The sequence below is a fragment of the Olleya marilimosa CAM030 genome, assembly GCF_000518485.1.
Lineage (GTDB): Bacteria > Bacteroidota > Bacteroidia > Flavobacteriales > Flavobacteriaceae > Olleya > Olleya marilimosa.
This window is the reverse complement of the sequence record NZ_JADR01000009.1, coordinates 169,449-188,725: the sequence shown is the minus strand read 5'-3', so window position 1 is coordinate 188,725 and position 19,277 is coordinate 169,449. Positions and strand designations below refer to the sequence as shown.

General features: G+C 32.0%; 19 protein-coding genes and 1 riboswitch. Of the genes, 6 read left to right on the top strand and 13 right to left on the bottom strand.

All coding sequences use genetic code 11. From position 1 onward, the window contains the following. The first annotated feature begins 20 nt into the window (after positions 1 to 20). Together der and M890_RS0112025 are read left to right on the top strand one after the other, a co-directional pair. Positions 21 to 1,331, top strand: a complete 1,311-nt coding sequence (gene der, locus M890_RS0112030; RefSeq protein ID WP_028283775.1) for a ribosome biogenesis GTPase Der — start codon at positions 21 to 23, stop codon at positions 1,329 to 1,331. 116 nt (positions 1,332 to 1,447) lie between these two features. Further along, positions 1,448 to 4,231, top strand: a complete 2,784-nt coding sequence (locus M890_RS0112025) for a TonB-dependent receptor (RefSeq protein WP_028283774.1) — start codon at positions 1,448 to 1,450, stop codon at positions 4,229 to 4,231. 131 nt (positions 4,232 to 4,362) lie between these two features. Here M890_RS0112025 and thiD read toward each other — a convergent pair whose 3' ends face one another. From thiD to M890_RS0111955, 12 genes are all read right to left on the bottom strand, one after another. Continuing rightward, positions 4,363 to 5,178 carry a bifunctional hydroxymethylpyrimidine kinase/phosphomethylpyrimidine kinase gene (thiD, locus tag M890_RS0112020; RefSeq protein WP_028283773.1) on the bottom strand — a complete coding sequence of 272 codons (816 nt, stop codon included), beginning with the start codon at positions 5,176 to 5,178 and terminating at the stop codon, positions 4,363 to 4,365. Then, positions 5,166 to 5,819, bottom strand: a complete 654-nt coding sequence (gene tenA, locus M890_RS0112015) for a thiaminase II (RefSeq protein WP_028283772.1) — start codon at positions 5,817 to 5,819, stop codon at positions 5,166 to 5,168. The genes thiD and tenA overlap by 13 nt, the downstream gene beginning before the upstream one ends. After that, positions 5,795 to 6,439 (bottom strand): thiamine phosphate synthase, encoded by a 645-nt coding sequence (thiE, locus tag M890_RS0112010; protein ID WP_028283771.1) that lies wholly within the window; start codon positions 6,437 to 6,439, stop codon positions 5,795 to 5,797. The genes tenA and thiE overlap by 25 nt, the downstream gene beginning before the upstream one ends. Further along, on the bottom strand, positions 6,436 to 7,209 hold the full coding sequence (gene thiM, locus M890_RS0112005) for a hydroxyethylthiazole kinase (protein WP_028283770.1): 774 nt from the start codon (positions 7,207 to 7,209) through the stop codon (positions 6,436 to 6,438). Before thiM ends, thiE begins: the two co-directional genes overlap by 4 nt. 79 nt (positions 7,210 to 7,288) lie before the next feature. Then, positions 7,289 to 7,381, bottom strand: a riboswitch (TPP riboswitch). A 187-nt stretch (positions 7,382 to 7,568) separates the two neighbouring features. Next, the gene (locus M890_RS0111990) at positions 7,569 to 8,912 is read right to left on the bottom strand and encodes an FG-GAP repeat domain-containing protein (protein WP_084553672.1); all 1,344 of its coding nucleotides are present in this window, start codon (positions 8,910 to 8,912) and stop codon (positions 7,569 to 7,571) included. Between the two features lie 159 nt (positions 8,913 to 9,071). Beyond that, a complete protein-coding gene (locus tag M890_RS0111985) occupies positions 9,072 to 9,590 on the bottom strand; it encodes a hypothetical protein (protein WP_028283768.1) in 519 nt (172 codons plus the stop codon). 12 nt (positions 9,591 to 9,602) lie between these two features. After that, positions 9,603 to 10,217 carry a hypothetical protein gene (locus M890_RS16120; RefSeq protein WP_051437520.1) on the bottom strand — a complete coding sequence of 205 codons (615 nt, stop codon included), beginning with the start codon at positions 10,215 to 10,217 and terminating at the stop codon, positions 9,603 to 9,605. Between the two features lie 47 nt (positions 10,218 to 10,264). Further along, complete coding sequence (locus tag M890_RS0111975; protein ID WP_051437523.1) at positions 10,265 to 11,077, bottom strand: TPM domain-containing protein; 813 nt, start codon at positions 11,075 to 11,077, stop codon at positions 10,265 to 10,267. Between the two features lie 53 nt (positions 11,078 to 11,130). Then, entirely contained in the window at positions 11,131 to 11,574 is a 444-nt protein-coding gene (locus tag M890_RS0111970) for a TPM domain-containing protein (RefSeq protein WP_028283766.1), read from the bottom strand. 4 nt (positions 11,575 to 11,578) lie between these two features. Beyond that, entirely contained in the window at positions 11,579 to 12,178 is a 600-nt protein-coding gene (locus M890_RS0111965; RefSeq protein WP_028283765.1) for a LemA family protein, read from the bottom strand. A gap of 11 nt (positions 12,179 to 12,189) precedes the next feature. Continuing rightward, complete coding sequence (locus M890_RS0111960; protein WP_028283764.1) at positions 12,190 to 12,519, bottom strand: MerR family transcriptional regulator; 330 nt, start codon at positions 12,517 to 12,519, stop codon at positions 12,190 to 12,192. Further along, positions 12,519 to 13,490 (bottom strand): M23 family metallopeptidase, encoded by a 972-nt coding sequence (locus tag M890_RS0111955; protein ID WP_028283763.1) that lies wholly within the window; start codon positions 13,488 to 13,490, stop codon positions 12,519 to 12,521. Before M890_RS0111955 ends, M890_RS0111960 begins: the two co-directional genes overlap by 1 nt. Positions 13,491 to 13,623: 133 nt before the next feature. On the opposite strand from M890_RS0111955, the gene alaS reads away from it, so the two are divergent. The 3 genes from alaS to M890_RS0111940 all read left to right on the top strand — a co-directional run bounded on the left by alaS (position 13,624) and on the right by M890_RS0111940 (position 18,122). Next, the gene (gene alaS / locus M890_RS0111950; protein WP_028283762.1) at positions 13,624 to 16,239 is read left to right on the top strand and encodes an alanine--tRNA ligase; all 2,616 of its coding nucleotides are present in this window, start codon (positions 13,624 to 13,626) and stop codon (positions 16,237 to 16,239) included. 30 nt (positions 16,240 to 16,269) lie between these two features. Beyond that, the gene (locus M890_RS0111945; RefSeq protein ID WP_028283761.1) at positions 16,270 to 17,214 is read left to right on the top strand and encodes a GSCFA domain-containing protein; all 945 of its coding nucleotides are present in this window, start codon (positions 16,270 to 16,272) and stop codon (positions 17,212 to 17,214) included. Positions 17,215 to 17,510: 296 nt separating this feature from the next. Continuing rightward, positions 17,511 to 18,122: a DUF4230 domain-containing protein gene (locus tag M890_RS0111940; RefSeq protein WP_028283760.1), complete on the top strand. Its 612-nt coding sequence runs from the start codon at positions 17,511 to 17,513 to the stop codon at positions 18,120 to 18,122. On the opposite strand, the gene M890_RS0111935 is transcribed toward M890_RS0111940, so the two are convergent. Continuing rightward, the gene (locus M890_RS0111935; RefSeq protein ID WP_028283759.1) at positions 18,117 to 18,422 is read right to left on the bottom strand and encodes a rhodanese-like domain-containing protein; all 306 of its coding nucleotides are present in this window, start codon (positions 18,420 to 18,422) and stop codon (positions 18,117 to 18,119) included. The two genes, M890_RS0111940 and M890_RS0111935, sit on opposite strands and share 6 nt — an antisense overlap. An 85-nt stretch (positions 18,423 to 18,507) precedes the next feature. Between M890_RS0111935 and M890_RS0111930 the strand changes: the two genes are divergently transcribed. Continuing rightward, on the top strand, positions 18,508 to 19,260 hold the full coding sequence (locus M890_RS0111930) for an enoyl-CoA hydratase/isomerase family protein (RefSeq protein WP_028283758.1): 753 nt from the start codon (positions 18,508 to 18,510) through the stop codon (positions 19,258 to 19,260). The last annotated feature ends 17 nt before the right edge of the window (positions 19,261 to 19,277 follow it).

The following is a 19,277-nucleotide window of genomic DNA, read 5'->3' as shown; positions in this document are numbered from 1 at the left end:
ATGCATAAAAAAACAAAGATATGGGTAATATAGTAGCTATTGTAGGAAGACCAAATGTTGGTAAATCAACTTTTTTTAATCGTTTAATTCAACGTCGTGAGGCAATTGTAGATGCTGTTAGTGGTGTTACAAGAGATAGACATTATGGTAAAAGCGATTGGAACGGAAAAGAATTTTCGTTAATCGATACAGGAGGATATGTAAAAGGAAGTGATGATGTTTTTGAAGCAGAAATCGATAAACAAGTTGTTTTAGCTATTGAAGAAGCAGATGCCATTATTTTTATGGTAAATGTGGAAGATGGTGTAACAGGAATGGATGAGGATGTTGCAAGATTACTGCGTAAAGTTACAAAACCTGTATTTTTAGTAGTTAATAAAGTAGATAATGGTAAGCGTGAAGAAGACGCTGTCGAGTTTTATAACTTAGGACTTGGAGAATACCATACCATTGCTAGTATTAACGGAAGTGGTACTGGAGATTTATTAGATGCTTTAGTTGAAGCTTTACCAGAAGTAGAAGAGGAGGAAGAGGAAGTAGATGCTATACCACGTTTTGCAGTAGTTGGTCGTCCTAATGCAGGAAAATCATCTTTTATAAACGCCTTAATTGGTGAAGATAGATATATTGTTACAGATATAGCTGGTACAACCAGAGACTCTATTGATACAAAATATAACCGTTTTGGATTTGAATTTAATCTAGTAGATACTGCAGGTATTAGAAAAAAATCTAAGGTAAAAGAAGACTTAGAGTTTTACTCTGTAATGCGAAGTGTACGTGCTATTGAGCATTCTGACGTTTGTCTTTTAGTAGTCGATGCTACCAGAGGATTTGATGGACAAGTACAAAATATATTTTGGTTAGCACAACGTAATAGAAAAGGTATAGTAGTGTTAATTAATAAATGGGATTTAGTAGAAAAAGACCACAAGTCAACTATTGAATTTGAAAAATATATTAAAACGCAATTAGAGCCTTTTACAGATGTGCCAATTGTATTTATTTCGGTATTAACTAAGCAACGTATTTATAAAGCTATTGAAACCGCTGTTGAGGTTTACCAAAACCGATCTAAACGTATCAAAACTAGCGAGCTTAATGAGACCTTATTACCTATCATAGATAATTATCCACCACCAGCTTACAAAGGTAAATTTGTTAAAATTAAATACGTGATGCAATTGCCAACACCACAACCGCAATTTGCTTTTTTCTGTAACTTACCACAATATGTGCGTGAAGGATACAAGCGTTATTTAGAAAATAAATTACGTGAGTTGTATGACTTTAAAGGTGTGCCAATTAGCGTTTACATGCGTAAAAAATAATTTTAAGTAAAATTTAAGTTTCTTTTAAGACTAAAGATAATTTTACAAGGTTACTTTCGTTTTTGTAAAAAAATAAAAAGCTGCTAATCAGGCTTTATAACATCAACCAAAAACCAATGCGTAACCTGTTCATCATCAGTGCACTTTTGTGTACCATTTTTTCATTTAGTCAATCCAAAGAATTTAATATTAAAGGTCAGGTGTTTGATGACTTAGATCAAACACCTTTAGAAGCCGCAACTGTATATCTAGAGCGTGTCAAGGATAGTAGTCTAGTAACTTATACTATTACAGATAAAGATGGGTCTTTTAGCTTAGAAGATGCTAGCGCTTTAGAAAGTTTAAACCTACTGGTGTCTTATGTAGGTTACCAATCTTACAAGAAAAAAATAGATATTACTAAAGGCGGAACTATTGATTTAGGTAAAATTAATTTGCAAATTAGTAATGCCTTAGATGAGGTAGTTATCAAGTCTTCAGCTCCTGTAACTATTAAAAAAGATACTTTAGAGTTTAATGTAAATTCATTTAAAACCAAAAAAGACGCAACCGTAGAGGATTTACTAAAACAATTACCAGGTGTCGAAATTGACGAAGAAGGTAAGATAAAGGTTAACGGTAAAGAGGTTAATAAAATTTTAGTAAACGGTAAACCCTTTTTTGGAAACGATCCTTCTATTACAATAAAAAACCTAACTAAAGAGATTATTGAAAAAATTCAAGTGGTAGATACTAAAACTAAAAGTGAAGCATTTACTGGAGAAGAAGGTGATAAAGAAAACAAAACCATAAACTTAACCATAAAAGAAGAAAATAATAAAGGTGTTTTTGGACGCGTAGCAGCTGGAGTTGGTACAGATAAAAGGTATGAGTTTGCCGGAATGTTTAATAGGTTTGACAACGACCAACGTATTAGCGTTTTGGTTGGTGGAAATAACATAAACTCGCCAGGATTTAGTTTTGGTGAAATCGAAAAAATGTTTGGTAGTGGAGGAAGCAGAAGTTGGAGTGCCAATGGTTCTTTTAGTATTAACGGAAGACAATTTGGAGGTGGTCAAGGGATTACAACCTCTAAATTAGCAGGAGCCAATTATGCAGATGCTTTAAGCGAAAAAACTGAAGTTGCTGCAGATTATTTTTTCTCAAACAGTAACTCTGAAAACGAAACGTCTTCACAACGAGAAACTATTTTATCAGATTCTAGGTTTTTTTCTAATTCAAACTCGCGCTCAAACAACGACACACAAAGTCATACTGTAAATTCGGATTTTGAAATAAAAATCGATACCACATTTTTTATAAATATCAAACCATCTTTTGCATACTCAAAAAGTACAACAGATTATACTAGCCAAGACGAAACTTTAGATGAGGATAGAACATTAACTAACCAATCTACATTATCATCCTTTGTAGATAATCGCGTTAAAAACTTTTCAAATGAAATTAGCGTTACTAAAAAGTTTGGTAGTAAAGGTGCCTTTTTAAGATTTGGATTGGATAACAGTTTTAATAACAGCGAAAGCGAAGACTTTATTAATTCTAATACCGAAGTGTTTGGATCAAGTCCAGAAACTATTAACCGAAACCAATTTACAGATGGTGATAACTCTAGCAACAATTTACAAACAGATATAAGCTATAGATTACCAATTATTGAAAAAGAATTTTTTGTAAGTTTTGATTATGAGTACCAACATAATAAAGACGAAAACAAACAAAGTACCTTTGACTACAACACAACTACAGATGGATTTGATACATTTAATGAGTTGTTAAGTACAGATTTTGAATATACAGATATTAAGAGTGCTCCTGGAGTAAGTTTAAGTTATCGTAAAGAAAAATGGTCTGCAAGACTAGGAGCAGATTATGTGTCTAGAACATTAAAAAATAATGATGGATTAAGACCGCAATTTAATGTTGAAAGAGATTTTAAGGCAGTCGAGCTGAACTCTAATTTTAACTATAGATTTAGTAAAAAGGCTTCTATTTATGCTAATTATAGGCTGTCTAACAGACCACCATCTTTAAGACAATTACAAGCGTTTGAAGACGTGTCCAATCCATTAAATACAGTTGTTGGTAATCCTAATTTAGAGCCAACTAATGAGCATAGTTTTTACATGGGCTTTAATGCTTATAATTGGCAAGAACGTTCTGGTTTTTATATGTATGCTAATATTTCTAGAAGCCAAAATGCAGTAGTGTCCAGAACAACAATTGATCCAGCAACATTAAAACGTATTACTACTTATGACAATGTAGACGGAAACCAAAGTGGATATTTTGGAGTGGATTATAGTAAAAAGTTTAAAATAGACTCTTTACAGTCTGTAAGATTTAAAATTGGTAACTGGTCAAATTTTTCAAAAAACATTAACTATAATAATGACGTGCAATACGCAAGTAATGTATTGGTGTTTAATCCAAACTTTGGGATTGATTATGTTTATAATACTATTTTTGAGTTTAAACCACGTTACCGAATATCGTTTACTAATAACAAATACGATATAGATGCTTTTGAAGACAGAAACTTTACGTCTCATAATTTAGATTTAAATACTGCATTTTTTCTTCCAAAAGGTTTAGAATGGCGAAATGATGTCACCTATAATTATAATCCAAATATAGCAGATGGATTTCAAAAAGATGCTTGGTTCTGGAATGCTAGTGTAGCGTATTCAGTATTAAAAGACAAGGGTTTAGTTACTTTAAAAGTTTATGACTTACTAAATCAAAATACTAATGCAAGACGTACAGCAACTAACGACTATATACAGGATACACAAAGTACTGTTTTACGTCAATACTTTATGCTTAATTTTAGTTGGAAGTTTAACAGTTTAGGGTCTAAAGGAGAAACTAGGGACAATGGTATGTATTATATGGATTAATTAGTCCGTAACCTATCCAAAGTCTAAGATAAAAAAGCAGCTTACCTTAAAACGTAAGCTGCTTTTGTGTTGTATAATATGTGATTAATTTATGTGGATTATTAATGGTTTAGTATTTTTAATTCATGCAGTTATTTTAATCCAAAGTGATTTATAGGACCATTTCCATGTCCTAAAATTTTGTTTTTCCCATTAGCAATTGCCACGTTTATATATTCACAAGCTTGCTTAACAGCATACTCTAAGTCATCGTCTTTGCTTAAAAATGCAGCTATGCTTGATGATAAACTACAACCTGTACCATGTGTGTTATTTGTGTTTATTCTTGGGTTTCTATATACAGAAATTTTATTAGTAGAATAGTTATATAATACATCAAACATATCGTCTGTTGAATCTTCTAAATGACCACCTTTTAATAAAACAGATGTTTTAAACGTTAATCCTATATCTTTTGCAGCAGTTTTAGCATTATTTGTATTAATTGCATATCCAATTAATGTTTCTGCCTCCTTGCTGTTTGGAGTAATAAGTAATGCTTTTGGTAATAATTTTTTTAAGCAATCTATAGCTTGGTCTGTAATTAACTTGTCGCCTGATGTGGCTATCATAACAGGATCTATTACAACGTTTTTAGCATTGTATTGAGATAATTTTATACCAACTAACTCAATAACTTCACAAGAATGGAGCATGCCTATTTTTATGGCATCAAAATTAATATCAGAAAACACAGCATCCAGTTGTTTTTCAATATGCAAAATAGGCATAGGATGTATATCAAAGACCCCTTTTGTGTTTTGCGCAGTAGATGCAGTAATAACACTTGCTGCAAATACACCACATGCCGAAATACTTTTAATATCAGCCTGTATTCCTGCACAACCACCAGAATCGCTTCCTGCAATTGTTAATACACTTTTGTAGGGTGTTTTTATATTTTCCATGATTCTTTATTATAAGCACTATCCCAAAACATCCATTCTAATTTTGAAGCTTTTTCAAAGGCTTTATTCATATTATTTATTTGCTCTGGTGATGCTTTAACTGTATGATTATTAGTTATTTCAATAGCTTTTTTTACTGAATTTGCAAACGCTTCACCTCCATAAGTGTTTATCCAATCTTGGTAAGGATTATTATTTTTATTTGTCTGATTGGCTAAAATATAATCTCCTATTTGTTGGTAAATAGTAAAACATGGAAGCACAGCAGCAAGACCTTCTTCTAAAGATTTAGTATGTACCATACGCGATAAGTAACTTATATATAGTTCGCATGTTATTGAAGCTTCGTTTGTAATAGTTTTTTGATTAAGAAAATTTTGATGCAAGGCATTTTCTACATTTATGATCCCTGTGGCTGCATTCAAAAAAAACTGTGTATCATTTTCATCTAAACATTTTATACCTATTTGTGCTAGAATCTTTTTGTATTCTGATAAATAAATAGCGTCTTGATTTATATAAAAATAAAATATGTCTTTTGGAAGCGTTCCAGCCATAAGCTCTTGTATAAAACTATGTGCTTTTATTTGTTCTAAAATGTGTGCTGTTTTTAAATTTATTTTTTCGTACCAGTTTGACATATAATTTTTTTTAATTGTGTTGTTGCTTGTTCTGGATTATTAGCTTGAGAAATAGCCGAAACTATTGCTATGCCATCAGATCCATTTTGTATTATACTTGCGGTATTTTTGTTGTTGATGCCTCCAATACAAATAATGGGTTTATTGCATATTTTTTTTATTTCTTTTAAGCCTTCAATACCTAAAGGCAAGTCTAAATCTTTAGTTTTTGTATTAGTAATAAAAATTGGAGATATACCAATATAATTCACGTCTAAATTGTTAGCTTCTAAAGCTTGTTTTACATTACTTACAGACCAACCTATAATTTTATTTTTTCCTAATAGCTTCCTAGCAATAGGAGCAGGCAAATCTTTTTGACCAATATGAATACCATCAGCATCTATGGCTAAAGCAATATCTATTCTGTCATTAATAATAAGTGGAATATTATATTTTAAACAAAGCTTATTAACAGCTAATGCTCGATTATAAAATGCTTTTGTATTTAGTTTTTTTTCTCTTAGTTGAACTATACTAACACCACCTTTTAAACTAGATTCTAAAATTTGTAAAAACTGTGAATCGTCAGTTATTCGTTCATCAGTAACATACATTAAAGAATAATCAACATGTTTCATTCTTTATTAGCAATTTGATATAAAGCATCAAGGAAATTTACTTGAAAACTCCCAGTTCCTTTTGATATTTTTTCAGCCATATTACCAGCTTTACCCATTAATTCCATTGCCATATATGAAGCAACATGGTAGTTTTGGTTTACTGCTATGCAAGATCCAATAATGCTAGTCGCAGTACAACCCATTCCAGTAACTTTGGCCATAATAGGTTTTCCTTTGGTTACTTTATCAATAAGGTTTCCTGTAATAATATAATCTACAGCACCACTTATAACAATGGTACTATTTAATTTTTTGGAAAGCTCTTGAGCTGCATTTAATGCATTTTCTGAACTTATTGTACTATCAACACCTTTAGTCTTGTTGCTTAATTGAGTTAATGCTAAAATTTCTGATGCATTCCCTCTAATAACCGAAGGTTTGTATTTTTCTATAATGCTTAAAGCAGTTTCAGTTCTGTAGGAAGAAGCACCTACACCTACAGGGTCAAAAACAACTGGTATATTAAGTTGATTTGCTTTTTTAATGGCTAATTCCATTGCTTCAACCCATTTTGGGCTTAGCGTTCCCATGTTAATTACCAAAGCTGAAGCAATGGAAGTAATCTCTTCGACCTCTTCAATTGCATGCGCCATAACTGGTGATGCGCCAATAGCTAGTAATGCATTGGCAGTAGTATTCATTACTACATAATTGGTGATGTTATGAACTAAAGGTGCCTGTACTTTTAATTCATTTAAAATTTTGTTGAATTGTTGTTTTTTAGACATAGTATTTATTGTCAATTTTTATAATAAAAAAAGCCACTTTCGTAGCTGCGAAAGTGGCTTGTATAATTATATATGCAATTATGTACAAGGCTCGTTTCCCTCCGCTGTTGTTAAACATATCAGGTTCATAGGGTATAATCTCAGCCATATTTGGGCACCCCTAACGATTTTGTAAAGTTACTTTTTTTGTTTGAATTTGTCTATATACTTCAATTTTTAATTGTTTGGATTGTTGTAATTGGTAAGTTCCGCGTCTCAATCATTTAATTTAACACATACAAACCCAAGAGGAAAAATCTCGCGGATTTTAAAAGATTAAATAAAGGGTTGTTAGTCCACTTTTGTATGATTAATAATATTTAGTTTATGACTACCTTTTTTGTTATAGTTGTATTGGTATTTATGTCTATTTTGAAAAAGTATAAGTGTGGTGCTAATTCTTTATTTAAAAAGTTTCTCCCTTTTTTTATTGGTAGATTTTTATAAATTATTTGACCTTTTACGTTTAATATATTCAAAACTCCATTTTCAGGACTATCTAAATACAAGTTTTCAGAGGAAGGCTGTTGATAGATCTTTACTAAAGTATTACTGGCTAAAAATTCCTCATTAGATAATAATAAATTATTTTCTTGAATGGATAAATCTGCTGACCATATAAGGTCTTCTAAGCCATTATTATTTAGGTCTTCTGACGCAATAACACTTATGATAGTTGGCGCATCATGAATAAGAATTGGAGCACTAAAATTACCAAAACCATCATTTGTATATAAGTACAGATTAAAATCTTTAATTATAATAAAGTCTAAATCGTTGTCATTGTTAAAATCCTTTAATGTTCCTGATCTTACGTTTATTGCAGTTGGGTCTATAATTTGCAGATTAGTAAAATTGCCATTACCGTCATTTTTCATCCATCTAATACCAGTTGAATTGTCATTTTCGCTAAATAAATCTACATCACCATCATTATCAATATCTACTAACCTAACAAAAAGATTAAATGTACTAGGTATTTGATTGCTTCTAACAGCATCGTAACTTAAGGTTCCATTATTGTTTTTATAAACCGAAATGTTACTTCCACCAGTAATAACGTCTTCAAAGCCATCAGCGTCAATATCACTAATAGTTATATCAAAAAAATCCTCAATTGGTCCTGTAATGGTTTGAGATGTAAAATTAGCCATCCCATTATTATGGTATACTTTTAAAGTGGTACCACCTATGGCTACAATATCTAAATTGTTGTCATTGTCTAAATCAACCACATCAATATCACTTTCAAAAAAAGCAAATGAATCAAGAATTTGTGACGAAAATGACATGGAGTTATTCATATGTAGCGTCACAGAATTTGTAGCATCTCCAATGCTTACAATATCAAGCCAATTATTATTATCAAAATCTCCTACAGCAATATTGGTCACTTGACTACTTCCTGTTGCTATTGAAACCTCTGAGCTAAAGTTGAGATTACCTTGGTTTAAGTAATAAGAAATAAGACTATTGGTAGAAAACTTTTTTGTAATTATAATATCCTTTAAATTATCATTATGAATATCTGCTGTTATAATATTAGTAATTAATCCTGTGTTGGATTCCACCAAAATTGGATTTGCAAATTGGGAATATAAGTTTGAAGAAAATAGTAATGATATAGTTATTACTAAATAGACGGATATTTTATGTGACTTCATAACTGTTGGTTTTGTATGTCTATTAAACTATGTTACAACAAGTTTGGATAAGATTAGTTGAATTATATAAGCAATGAAGTTACTAAATAAAATACAAATAGAATATTCGTCAGGAATGTTAGTGAGTAGGCTAAAACTAGCAATAAATTATGTGTGTTGTTAGGTGGCGTTTATTTTTTTATTTAGCTCGTGCAAATATGTTTCCCACCAAGAAATCGCTTTGTCAATCCAATAATCAGGTCTTTCTTCGTTATTCGAATCACCAGTTTTCTTGGCAAAATGAATAGCTTTCTCAGATCCCTCAAGGATAAAACGCTCACCAGATTCAGTTAAAAACCTTCCTCCATCTTCAAGAAGTAATCCCACTTCAGCTTCCACAAGATTTTTAGTTTCAATTAAATCTATTTGATAACTTTTCAATGCATTATTTCGTTCTTTTTCAATGAAATCTTTGAACAACGAATCATTTTTTTTAGCTGAATAAAGTAGATCAAATGCATTCTGCTTATTAGGATAATTTGGTTGGTCGATTTTATGCAGAACATGGCCAACCATTCTGAGGAAAGTTAGACAAGTAATCCAACGAACACGAATTAACTTTTGATCGTTTTTCTCTAGAGCATCCTTTAATTCCCAGCAAGTTAATTTACAATCATTTAAAACATCTCTTGCTTTCATAAGTTCTTATTTTTATTCCAATTCCCATTTGTCTTTTCTTTTTTCTTGGTCATTAAGTGATAAGTAATGGATTGCTATAATTAGTTGAATATTTGGGTCATTTAAGTTAAAATCTTTTTTGTATTTTAAAATTTGCCAATATGTTAAATACAACGAAACAAAATCGCCTGCTTCAGCAATTCGTTCTGCATATTTTTTTATAGCCTTGTTATGATTTCCAAAATCACTTAAGAATTTTTGATATTTTCCATTATAAACAGCTCCAATGCTTTTTAATTCTAATCCGCTGTCAGGATAAGAGGCTTTTCCAAAATTCCAAATTTCATTAAAAGTTGTTTGCGAAATTTGACTGTATAGTTTCTTTTGTTTTTCAAAGTCAATATTCATCCAAAAGGGATTTCCTGTCGCTTCCAAATATTCGTGTGGTGTACGTTCAAAACAAGTTTTAAAATCAGAATCCAAATGCAAACACATTTCCGACTTGAAGAATTCGGTAATTTTGTACAAATCCGCTACCTGTTCTGACGTAAAATTTTTATTAAGTTCAGTAGTAGAATATTGAGATTTACAAGATAAATTCAATTGTAAAATTATAACTCCAAATACCAATATTATTGTTTTTCTCATATTTCGCTAGGCACAGATATAAAATACTTTTTCTTCCAAAAAAAACATTACCAACCTCCAGAAGCGCCTCCACCTCCAAAGCCACCTCCACCGAAGCCTCCACCAAATCCGCCTCCTCCAGAAGAGCCTCCAAAACCACCTCCAAATCCACCGGAACCGCTTCTGTAACCTCCACGTCCAGAGTTGCTTAAAATGATAGCTTCTAAAATACTTCGTGTTGTGTTGCTTCCTCCTCCAAAATTATCTGTTCCGTTGCCACCTTTTTGGTTTTTAGATATAGAAATTAGGATGATGATAAAAATAATAAACAAAAAGAAAATAAATCCAACAGGGAAGTCTCCTGCATTGGTGTTTTGTCTAGAGCCTTGATATGCTCCAGATAAGACTTCAAAAATAGCATCAGCACCACGATTTAAGCCTCCATAATAATCATTTTGCTTAAAGTATGGGATTATATCTCTTTCTATAATACGACGCGACATAGCGTCGGTTAATAAATGCTCTACTCCATAACCAGTACTAATATTTATTTTACGATCATTTCTAGCTAATAAAATAAATACACCATTATCTTCTTTTTCTTGACCAATTCCCCAAGCATGTGCCCATTGTGTGCCTAAATAATTAATGTATTCTCCATCTGTGGATGCTATTATGGCAACTACAATTTGTGTTGAGGTTGTATCAGAGTATTTTATTAATTTGTTTTCTAAAGTGCTTTTTTCACTTGCAGATAATAAATTTGCATAATCATAAACACTAGTTTGTCCTCCATTGGTTTGGTCTGGCTTTTCTGGTATTTTAAATTGTGCAAAACTGGTGGTAAACGATAATAACAATAACATTACAATGATTGGCATTGTAAATTGTTTTACCGTTTGCTTGAAGGCTACTTTTCGTTGCTTATTTAATTTCATCCTTTAGAAATTGTGTTAGTCAACTGATTAGTATCATTGTCTTGGACCGGAAAGTGTTTTTTTAGTTGTTGTCCAGCATGTAATATACCGTCTACTAACCCTTGTTTAAAATGACCATTTTTAAAATGGTTTTGGATAATTGATTTAGTGTTATCCCAAAAGTCTTTTGCTACAAGATTATTAATGCCTTTATCGCCATAAATTCCAAATTTGTGGTCGTTAACAGCAACATAAATTAAAACACCATTTCTGTCTTTGGTATTATGCATTTTTAAAACAGAAAACACCTGTAATGCACGACCCTCAAGGTTGTCATTACAAGTGTTTTCAATATGCACACGGATTTCTCCAGACGTATGGTCTTCTGCTATACGTATAGCCTCAACAATTTCTTGCTCTTCGGTAGTGGATAGAAAAGATTCTACGTCTTCAGGTATCATGTTTTTAGTCAAATTTAAATTCTACATCAGGTACGTTTTCAGATCCTGGATCAGCTTTGTATCTAGCCATTTCTTTAAATCCAAACCATCCTGTTAGCAAGCTGTTAGGGAATTTAGACGTGTAAATATCATATTTATTTACTTCTTCATTATATCTATCTCTAGCAACATTTATTCGGTTTTCAGTACCTTCTTGTTGAGAGATAAACTCTTTAAACTGCTCGGTAGTTTTTAATTCTGGGTAACGTTCAAAAGACGCAATAAGTCTGCTAAAAGACCCACTTAACTCACTTTGTGCTTTTTGAAAAGCCTCCATTTTTTCAGGAGTTAGGTTGTTTGCATCAATATTTACAGACGTAGCTTTAGCACGTGCAGCAATAACTTCGTTTAACGTTTTTCTTTCAAAGTCAGCAGATCCTTGAACCGTTTTAATAACACTGCTATATAAATCATTACGTCTTTGGTAGGTGCTTTCTACATTAGACCAAGCAGTTTTAGCATTAGCCTCTAGGGTTACTGCTGTATTGTTTATTCCTACTGCCCATTTGTATAAGCTAAAAGCAATTATTGCAATAATAATTACAGGTACAAGCCATTTTTTCATAATTGTTGGTTTTAAAGTTGTTCTTTTAGTTTGATTAGTTGATTTCTAACACCTTCTAATTTAGCTATAATTTCAAAATTATCCAGTGTTTTTTTTCTTTCTTCTTTTAAGTGAATTTTTGCACCTTCTAAAGTAAACCCACGTTCCTTAACTAAATGAAAAATTAGTTGAAGGTTTTTAATATCTTCAGGTGTGAATTTTCGATTGCCTTTTGCTGTTTTTTTTGGCTTTAGCTCGTCAAATTCTTTTTCCCAAAATCGGATTAAGGATGTATTTACATCAAATGCTTTAGCAACTTCACCTATGGTGTAATACCGTTTTTCTGGAAGGTCTATAATCATTAATCTAAAGATTGGTTTTCAAGTGAAGCACGTTCTAATAACTTATTAAACTCTTCTGGTGTTAAACTACCATAGTAAAAGTTAATTGGGTTAATGCGTTCTCCATCTTTAAATATTTCGTAATGTAGGTGTGGTGCTTCAGAGCGTCCTGTACTACCTACAAAACCTATTAAATCACCACGTTTTACACGCTGGTTTTTTTGGACATTATATTTAAACAAGTGTGCGTATAAGGATACATAACCATAACCATGATCTATTCTAATGTGGTTTCCGTATCCAGCAGAATTACTGTCTGCACGCTCCACAATTCCGTCACCAGATGCATAGACAGGTGTACCTCTTGGTGAGGTAAAATCCATTCCCCAATGCATTTTTCTTAGTTTAGTAAAAGGGTCTGATCGCATACCATATCCGGAAGCCATTCGTGTTAAGTCTTCGTTGCTAACAGGTTGTATTGCAGGTATTGCTCGTAATAGTTTTTCTTTTTCTTCAGCTAAAACCGCAATTTCATCTAAAGATTTGGACTGTACGACAATGCGTTTTAATAGTTTATCTATACGTTTTGTGCTGCTAATAATAAGTTCTGAATTGTCATAACCATCAAGCTTTTTGTATCTGTTTACACCTCCAAATCCTGCTTTTCTTTGTTCTTCTGGGATTGGATTTGCTTCAAAATATAATCTATAAATAGCATTGTCACGATCTTCAATATTGGCTAAGACCGTTTCAGCCTCTTCCATTTTTTTGTTAAGTAAGTCAAACTGTAGTTCTAGATTGGTTAACTCACGCTTTAATGCTTTTTCTTTTGGAGATTCAAAATAATGACCACCAATAAAAACAAATAAAAAACCAAACAAAGCAGCAGCAACTAAGAATAGTGTTACAAACTTAAATGTGCGTCTTTTTTTGCGCTCTATTTTTTTATAAGAGAGCGTTTCAGAATCATAATAATATTTTACCTTACTCATTATCTAATTTATACTATTTTTGCAATTACTAAACTTGAATATTTTAGTTTATCAAAATAGTAACGAATAACAAATATATAAATTGTTTTAATAAGCGTTAAGCTTATGCTAACAAGATTATCAACATAGTATTATGAACTCTCAAGACATACGCGCAACTTTTCTTAAATTTTTTGAAGATAAAAAACATAGTATCGTGCCTTCTGCACCAATGGTGTTAAAGGATGATCCAACATTAATGTTTGTTAATTCTGGAATGGCTCCTTTTAAAGAATACTTTTTAGGTAACGGTCAACCAAAAAATAATCGTTTAACGGATAGTCAAAAATGTTTACGTGTCTCTGGAAAACATAACGATTTAGAAGAAGTTGGTTATGACACCTACCACCACACATTATTTGAAATGTTGGGTAACTGGTCTTTTGGTGATTATTTTAAAAAAGAAGCAATTGCTTGGGCTTGGGAATTGTTAACCGAAGTGTATAAAATTGATAAGGATATACTATACGTTACTGTTTTTGAAGGAAGTGATGATGAGGATAACCTTAAAATGGATACCGAAGCTTTTGATATTTGGAAACAATATATTAGTGAAGACCGTATTTTAAAAGGAAATAAAAAGGATAACTTCTGGGAAATGGGAGAGCAAGGACCTTGTGGACCTTGTAGCGAAATCCATGTGGATATTAGATCTGCAGAAGAAAAAGCTAAAGTAGATGGTAAAACTTTAATAAATGAAGACCATCCACAAGTAGTGGAAATATGGAATCTAGTTTTCATGCAGTACAACCGTAAGGCAAACGGAACCTTAGAAGGTTTGCCTAACAAACATATTGATACAGGAATGGGATTTGAGCGTTTATGCATGGTATTGCAAAATGTACAATCTAATTACGACACAGACGTATTTACGCCAATAATTAGAGAGATTGAAACCATTACAGGTAAAGATTATAATAAAGATGAAAAAGTAGATGTAGCTATTCGTGTTATCTCTGATCATGTTCGTGCAGTCGCTTTCTCTATAGCAGATGGGCAATTGCCAAGTAATACAGGAGCTGGTTATGTAATCCGTCGTATTTTGCGTCGTGCTGTTCGTTACGGTTTTACCTTTTTAGATAAAAAAGAACCATTTATTTACCGTTTGGTTAATGTTTTAACCGAAAAAATGGGGTCAGCTTTTCCAGAATTAAAAGCACAAAAGCAATTAATAGAAAACGTAATTAAAGAAGAAGAAGCCTCTTTTTTACGCACATTAGACCAAGGTTTAGCGATTCTAGATCGAATTGTAGACAATGCTACAGACAAACAAGTGTCAGGATCTAAAGTGTTTGAGCTTAAAGATACCTACGGTTTTCCTGAAGATTTAACGGATTTAATTTTACGCGAAAAAGGGTTCTCTTATAATAAAGGCGAATTTAATAAGCGCTTAAAAGAACAACAAGGTAGAGGTCGTGAAGCATCAGAATTAAAATCTGACGATTGGACTGTGCTTATCCAAGATGAAGACCAAGAGTTTATAGGTTACGATCAATTAGAAGCTAAAGTTAAAATTACAAAATACCGTAAAGTCGTTTCTAAAAAGGATGGCGAAATGTACCAACTAGTATTTAATCTAACACCATTTTATGCTGAAGGAGGTGGACAAGTTGGAGATAAAGGGTATATACAAGCTAGCAATGGAGATGTGTCTTACATTGTTGATACTAAAAAAGAGAATAATATAATTATTCATATCACTAAAGAGTTGCCTAATGATGTAAATCAAGTGTTTGTAGCAAAAGTTGACGAAAAACAACGTTACAGGACAGAATGTAACCATACTGCAACACACTTATTACATCAAGCATTAAGAGAGGTTTTAGGAGAGCATGTAGAGCAAAAAGGAAGTGCAGTACACTCTAAATATTTGCGTTTTGATTTCTCTCACTTTTCTAAATTAACTGTTGAAGAATTACGTGATGTAGAAAACTTTGTGAATTCTAGAATAGAAAGCAAGTTACCTTTACAAGAAGGTCGTAACGTACCTATGGAAAAAGCTATTGAAGAAGGTGCTATGGCTTTATTTGGCGAAAAGTATGGAGACGCAGTACGTACAGTGCGTTTTGGTCAGTCTATAGAATTGTGTGGAGGTACACACGTGGACAATACAGCAGATATTTGGCATTTTAAAATAGTGTCTGAAGGAGCAGTTGCTTCCGGAATACGTCGTATTGAAGCAATTACCAATGATGCTGTTAAGTCGTATTACCACGAAAATAATAGATCATTTTATGAAATGAAAGATATGCTTAATAACGCGCAAGAACCTGTTAAAGCATTACAAAGTCTTCAAGAAGAAAATGCTAATCTTAAAAAGCAAATAGAACAATTACTTAAAGACAAAGCTAAGAATATAAAAGGCGAGCTTAAAAATGAAATCACAGAGATTAACGGAGTAAACTTTTTAGCTAAGCAATTAGATTTAGATCCTTCTGGTATTAAAGATTTATGTTTTGAGTTAGGTAGCCAATTTGATAACTTATACTTATTATTTGGAGCAGAAAATGATGGTAAAGCTATACTATCATGTTATGTGTCTAAAAATTTAGTGGACGCTAAAGGGCTTAACGCTGGAACTATTGTTAGAGAGTTAGGAAAACACATCCATGGTGGAGGTGGTGGACAACCATTTTTTGCAACAGCAGGAGGTAAAAATCCAGCAGGTATTGCAAATGCTTTACAGGCAGCTAAGGATTATATCTCTTAAATGTGATATATAAAGACTAGTTGTTTAATTGTGAATCTACAGACTAAAATACCATTAAAAAAACAAGAGTATAATCTGATAGATTATAACTCTAAAGTGTTTTTGTTAGGCTCATGCTTTGCGGAAAATATTGGCGAAAAATTTGACTATTTTAAGTTTCAGCAGTATGTTAATCCGTTTGGTATTTTGTTTCATCCAATAGCTATTCATAATTTGGTGTCTAATGCATTACAAGGCAAAAAGTATACAGAGGATGACGTGTTTATTAATAATGAGCAGTTTCATAGTTTTGATGCACATTCAAAATTAAGTCAGCATACCAAAAGCTTATTGTTACATCAGCTTAATGCTGCCTCGCAAAAGACTAGTCACTACTTAAAACAAAGTACACATGTTGTAATAACATTAGGTACAGCTTGGGTCTATCGCTATATCAAGACCAATAAAATTGTAGCTAACTGTCACAAAATTCCGCAGCAGCAATTTCAAAAACAAATATTAAGTGTAGATGTTATTGTTGCAGCATTACAGTCTATAATAGAGCAGGTTAAAAAGGTAAACCCTAAGGTTAATTTTATATTTACAGTATCTCCAGTTAGACATATCAAAGATGGATTTGTAGAAAACACACAAAGTAAATCGCATTTAATTGCTGCGCTTCATAAGGTCTTAGGTGACCAATCATATTATTTTCCATCTTATGAAATCATGATGGATGAGTTGCGCGACTATCGTTTTTATAATCAAGACTTATTACATCCTAGTCCTTTAGCTGTGGACTATATTTGGGATAGATTTAAAACAGTTTGGATGGCAGATTCTGCAATTACTATTATGACGGAAGTAGATACTATTCAAAAAGGACTACAACACAAACCATTTAATCCTAACTCGACTGCACATCTTAAATTTGTACAGCAATTAGTAGAAAGACAAATTACACTAACACATCAGTATCCAAATATTAAGTTTTAATAATTGTAAGGTGTTGATATGTAGGTGTTTTTGTACAAACGATGCTTACAACTAATTATTTATCTGTTTGTCGAAAAAAAGAAATTAAACCGAAAAGTAGACTTATTTTTATAAAGCTATTAATCATTATATTTTCAAAACACCAACCAATTAACTACCAATCTAGTTTTTATGTTGGTGTTTTTTTATTGGTCGTGTTAATGCTTCGACTTTATTAAAATTACCCTCATTAAATCCTCTGTTTTTTTTCAATAATTATTAAATTCTTAAATACTTTTTTTATGTACTTTTATGGTATGCGAAAAATAGTAATAGGTATAGTTATAGCGTTTGTAGTTTCTTTTGTAATAAAGAAGTGTACAGAAGGTAGTACAGATAAAACAGTTATTAGAGAACATTCTGCTTTAATCCAAAAACAAATAAATAATGTTGGTAAATTAATTGTTACCGAAGGATATTTTAGTGATGCTTACAGTTATAAAAACTCTAAAGCTTTGTTTGCTAATTTAACCTCAGATAAACAAGCATTAGTTATTGTAAATGCTGAGGTTACTGTGGCTTATGATTTAAGTAAAATTGAATATGAAATAGATAGTATTAATAAGGTTTTAAAAATAAAATCTATTCCTAAAGAAGAATTAAAAGTCTATCCAAATTTAGAATATTATGATGTAGAAAGTGGATACCTTAACGCTTTTAACCATGACGATTATAACAAAATAAAAGAAATTGTTACAACCCGAATTACAAAAAAAATAGAGGCATCCAATTTACGTATTAATGCAAAAAATAGATTGGTTAGCGAGCTGTCTAAATTTTATATTTTAACCAATAGCTTAGGTTGGACCTTGCAGTACAACGACAGTAAAATAGATAATCCAGACAGGCTAGAAATATTAAAACTATAGCTTGCCATACAAGCTTTGCCATCCACCACCATTCATAACCTCTATACCATTGCTGCGTAAAATTGCTGCAGCACTACCAGAGCGCATTCCACTTGCACAACAAGTAATTACTGGCTTGTTCCATTTTTTAATGTCAGCGACTTTGGATTGTATTTGTTGTAACGGAATGTGTTTTGAGCCAGGAATAGCGCCAGAATCATATTCTGCTTTGGAGCGTACGTCCAAAATAATTGCACCTTTGTCTGTAAATTCTTTTATTTTATTGGCTTTATTTCCAAATAGAAAACTAAAAAGTCCCATAGTATAATTGTTTATTACAAAGCTACTAATTTGAAACTTAAAAATCCTTAAATTTGTGTAACTTCAACTTAAAAAAAAGCAGTATATGTCTCAAGCATACGTTAATCAATCCATTGAAAATAACATAGGTTACATCACTTTTTTTACACCAGAACATAATGCAATGCCAAGCCCAATTTTAAAACAATTGGAATTAGCAATTAAAGATGCTGGTAAAAATGATGACATTAAAGTCATTGTTTTAAAAAGTGGAGGCGAACGTACCTTTTGTGCTGGAGCTAGTTTTACAGAGCTAGTAGCTATTAATAATTTAGAAGAAGGTAAACGCTTTTTTTCTGGTTTTGCTAATGTGATTAATGCAATGCGTAAATGTCCAAAGTTAATTATTGGTCGTGTCCAAGGTAAAGCTGTTGGTGGAGGCGTAGGATTGGCAAGTGTTACAGATTACTGTTTAGCTACTAAGTTTGCTGCCATAAAACTTAGCGAAATTAGTATTGGTATAGGACCTTTTGTTATCGAGCCAGCTGTTACTAGAAAAATGGGTCAAACTGCATTCTCTCAAATGACAATAGATGCCGAATCATTTTTTACTGCAGAATATGCAAAAGAAAAAGGCTTATACGCAAATGTATTTGACACTGTAGAAGCCTTAGATGATGCTGTAGATAGTTTAGCAGCTAAATTAGCAAGTTACAACCCTGAAGCTTTGTTAGAACTTAAAAGAGTGCTTTGGGAAGACACCAATGAGTGGTGTGTTTCTCTTTTAGAGCGTGCCGAAATTAGTGGAAAACTAGTTTTAAGTGATTTTACCAAAGAGAAATTGAAGAGTTATAAGTAGGTTTTTTAATTATATCT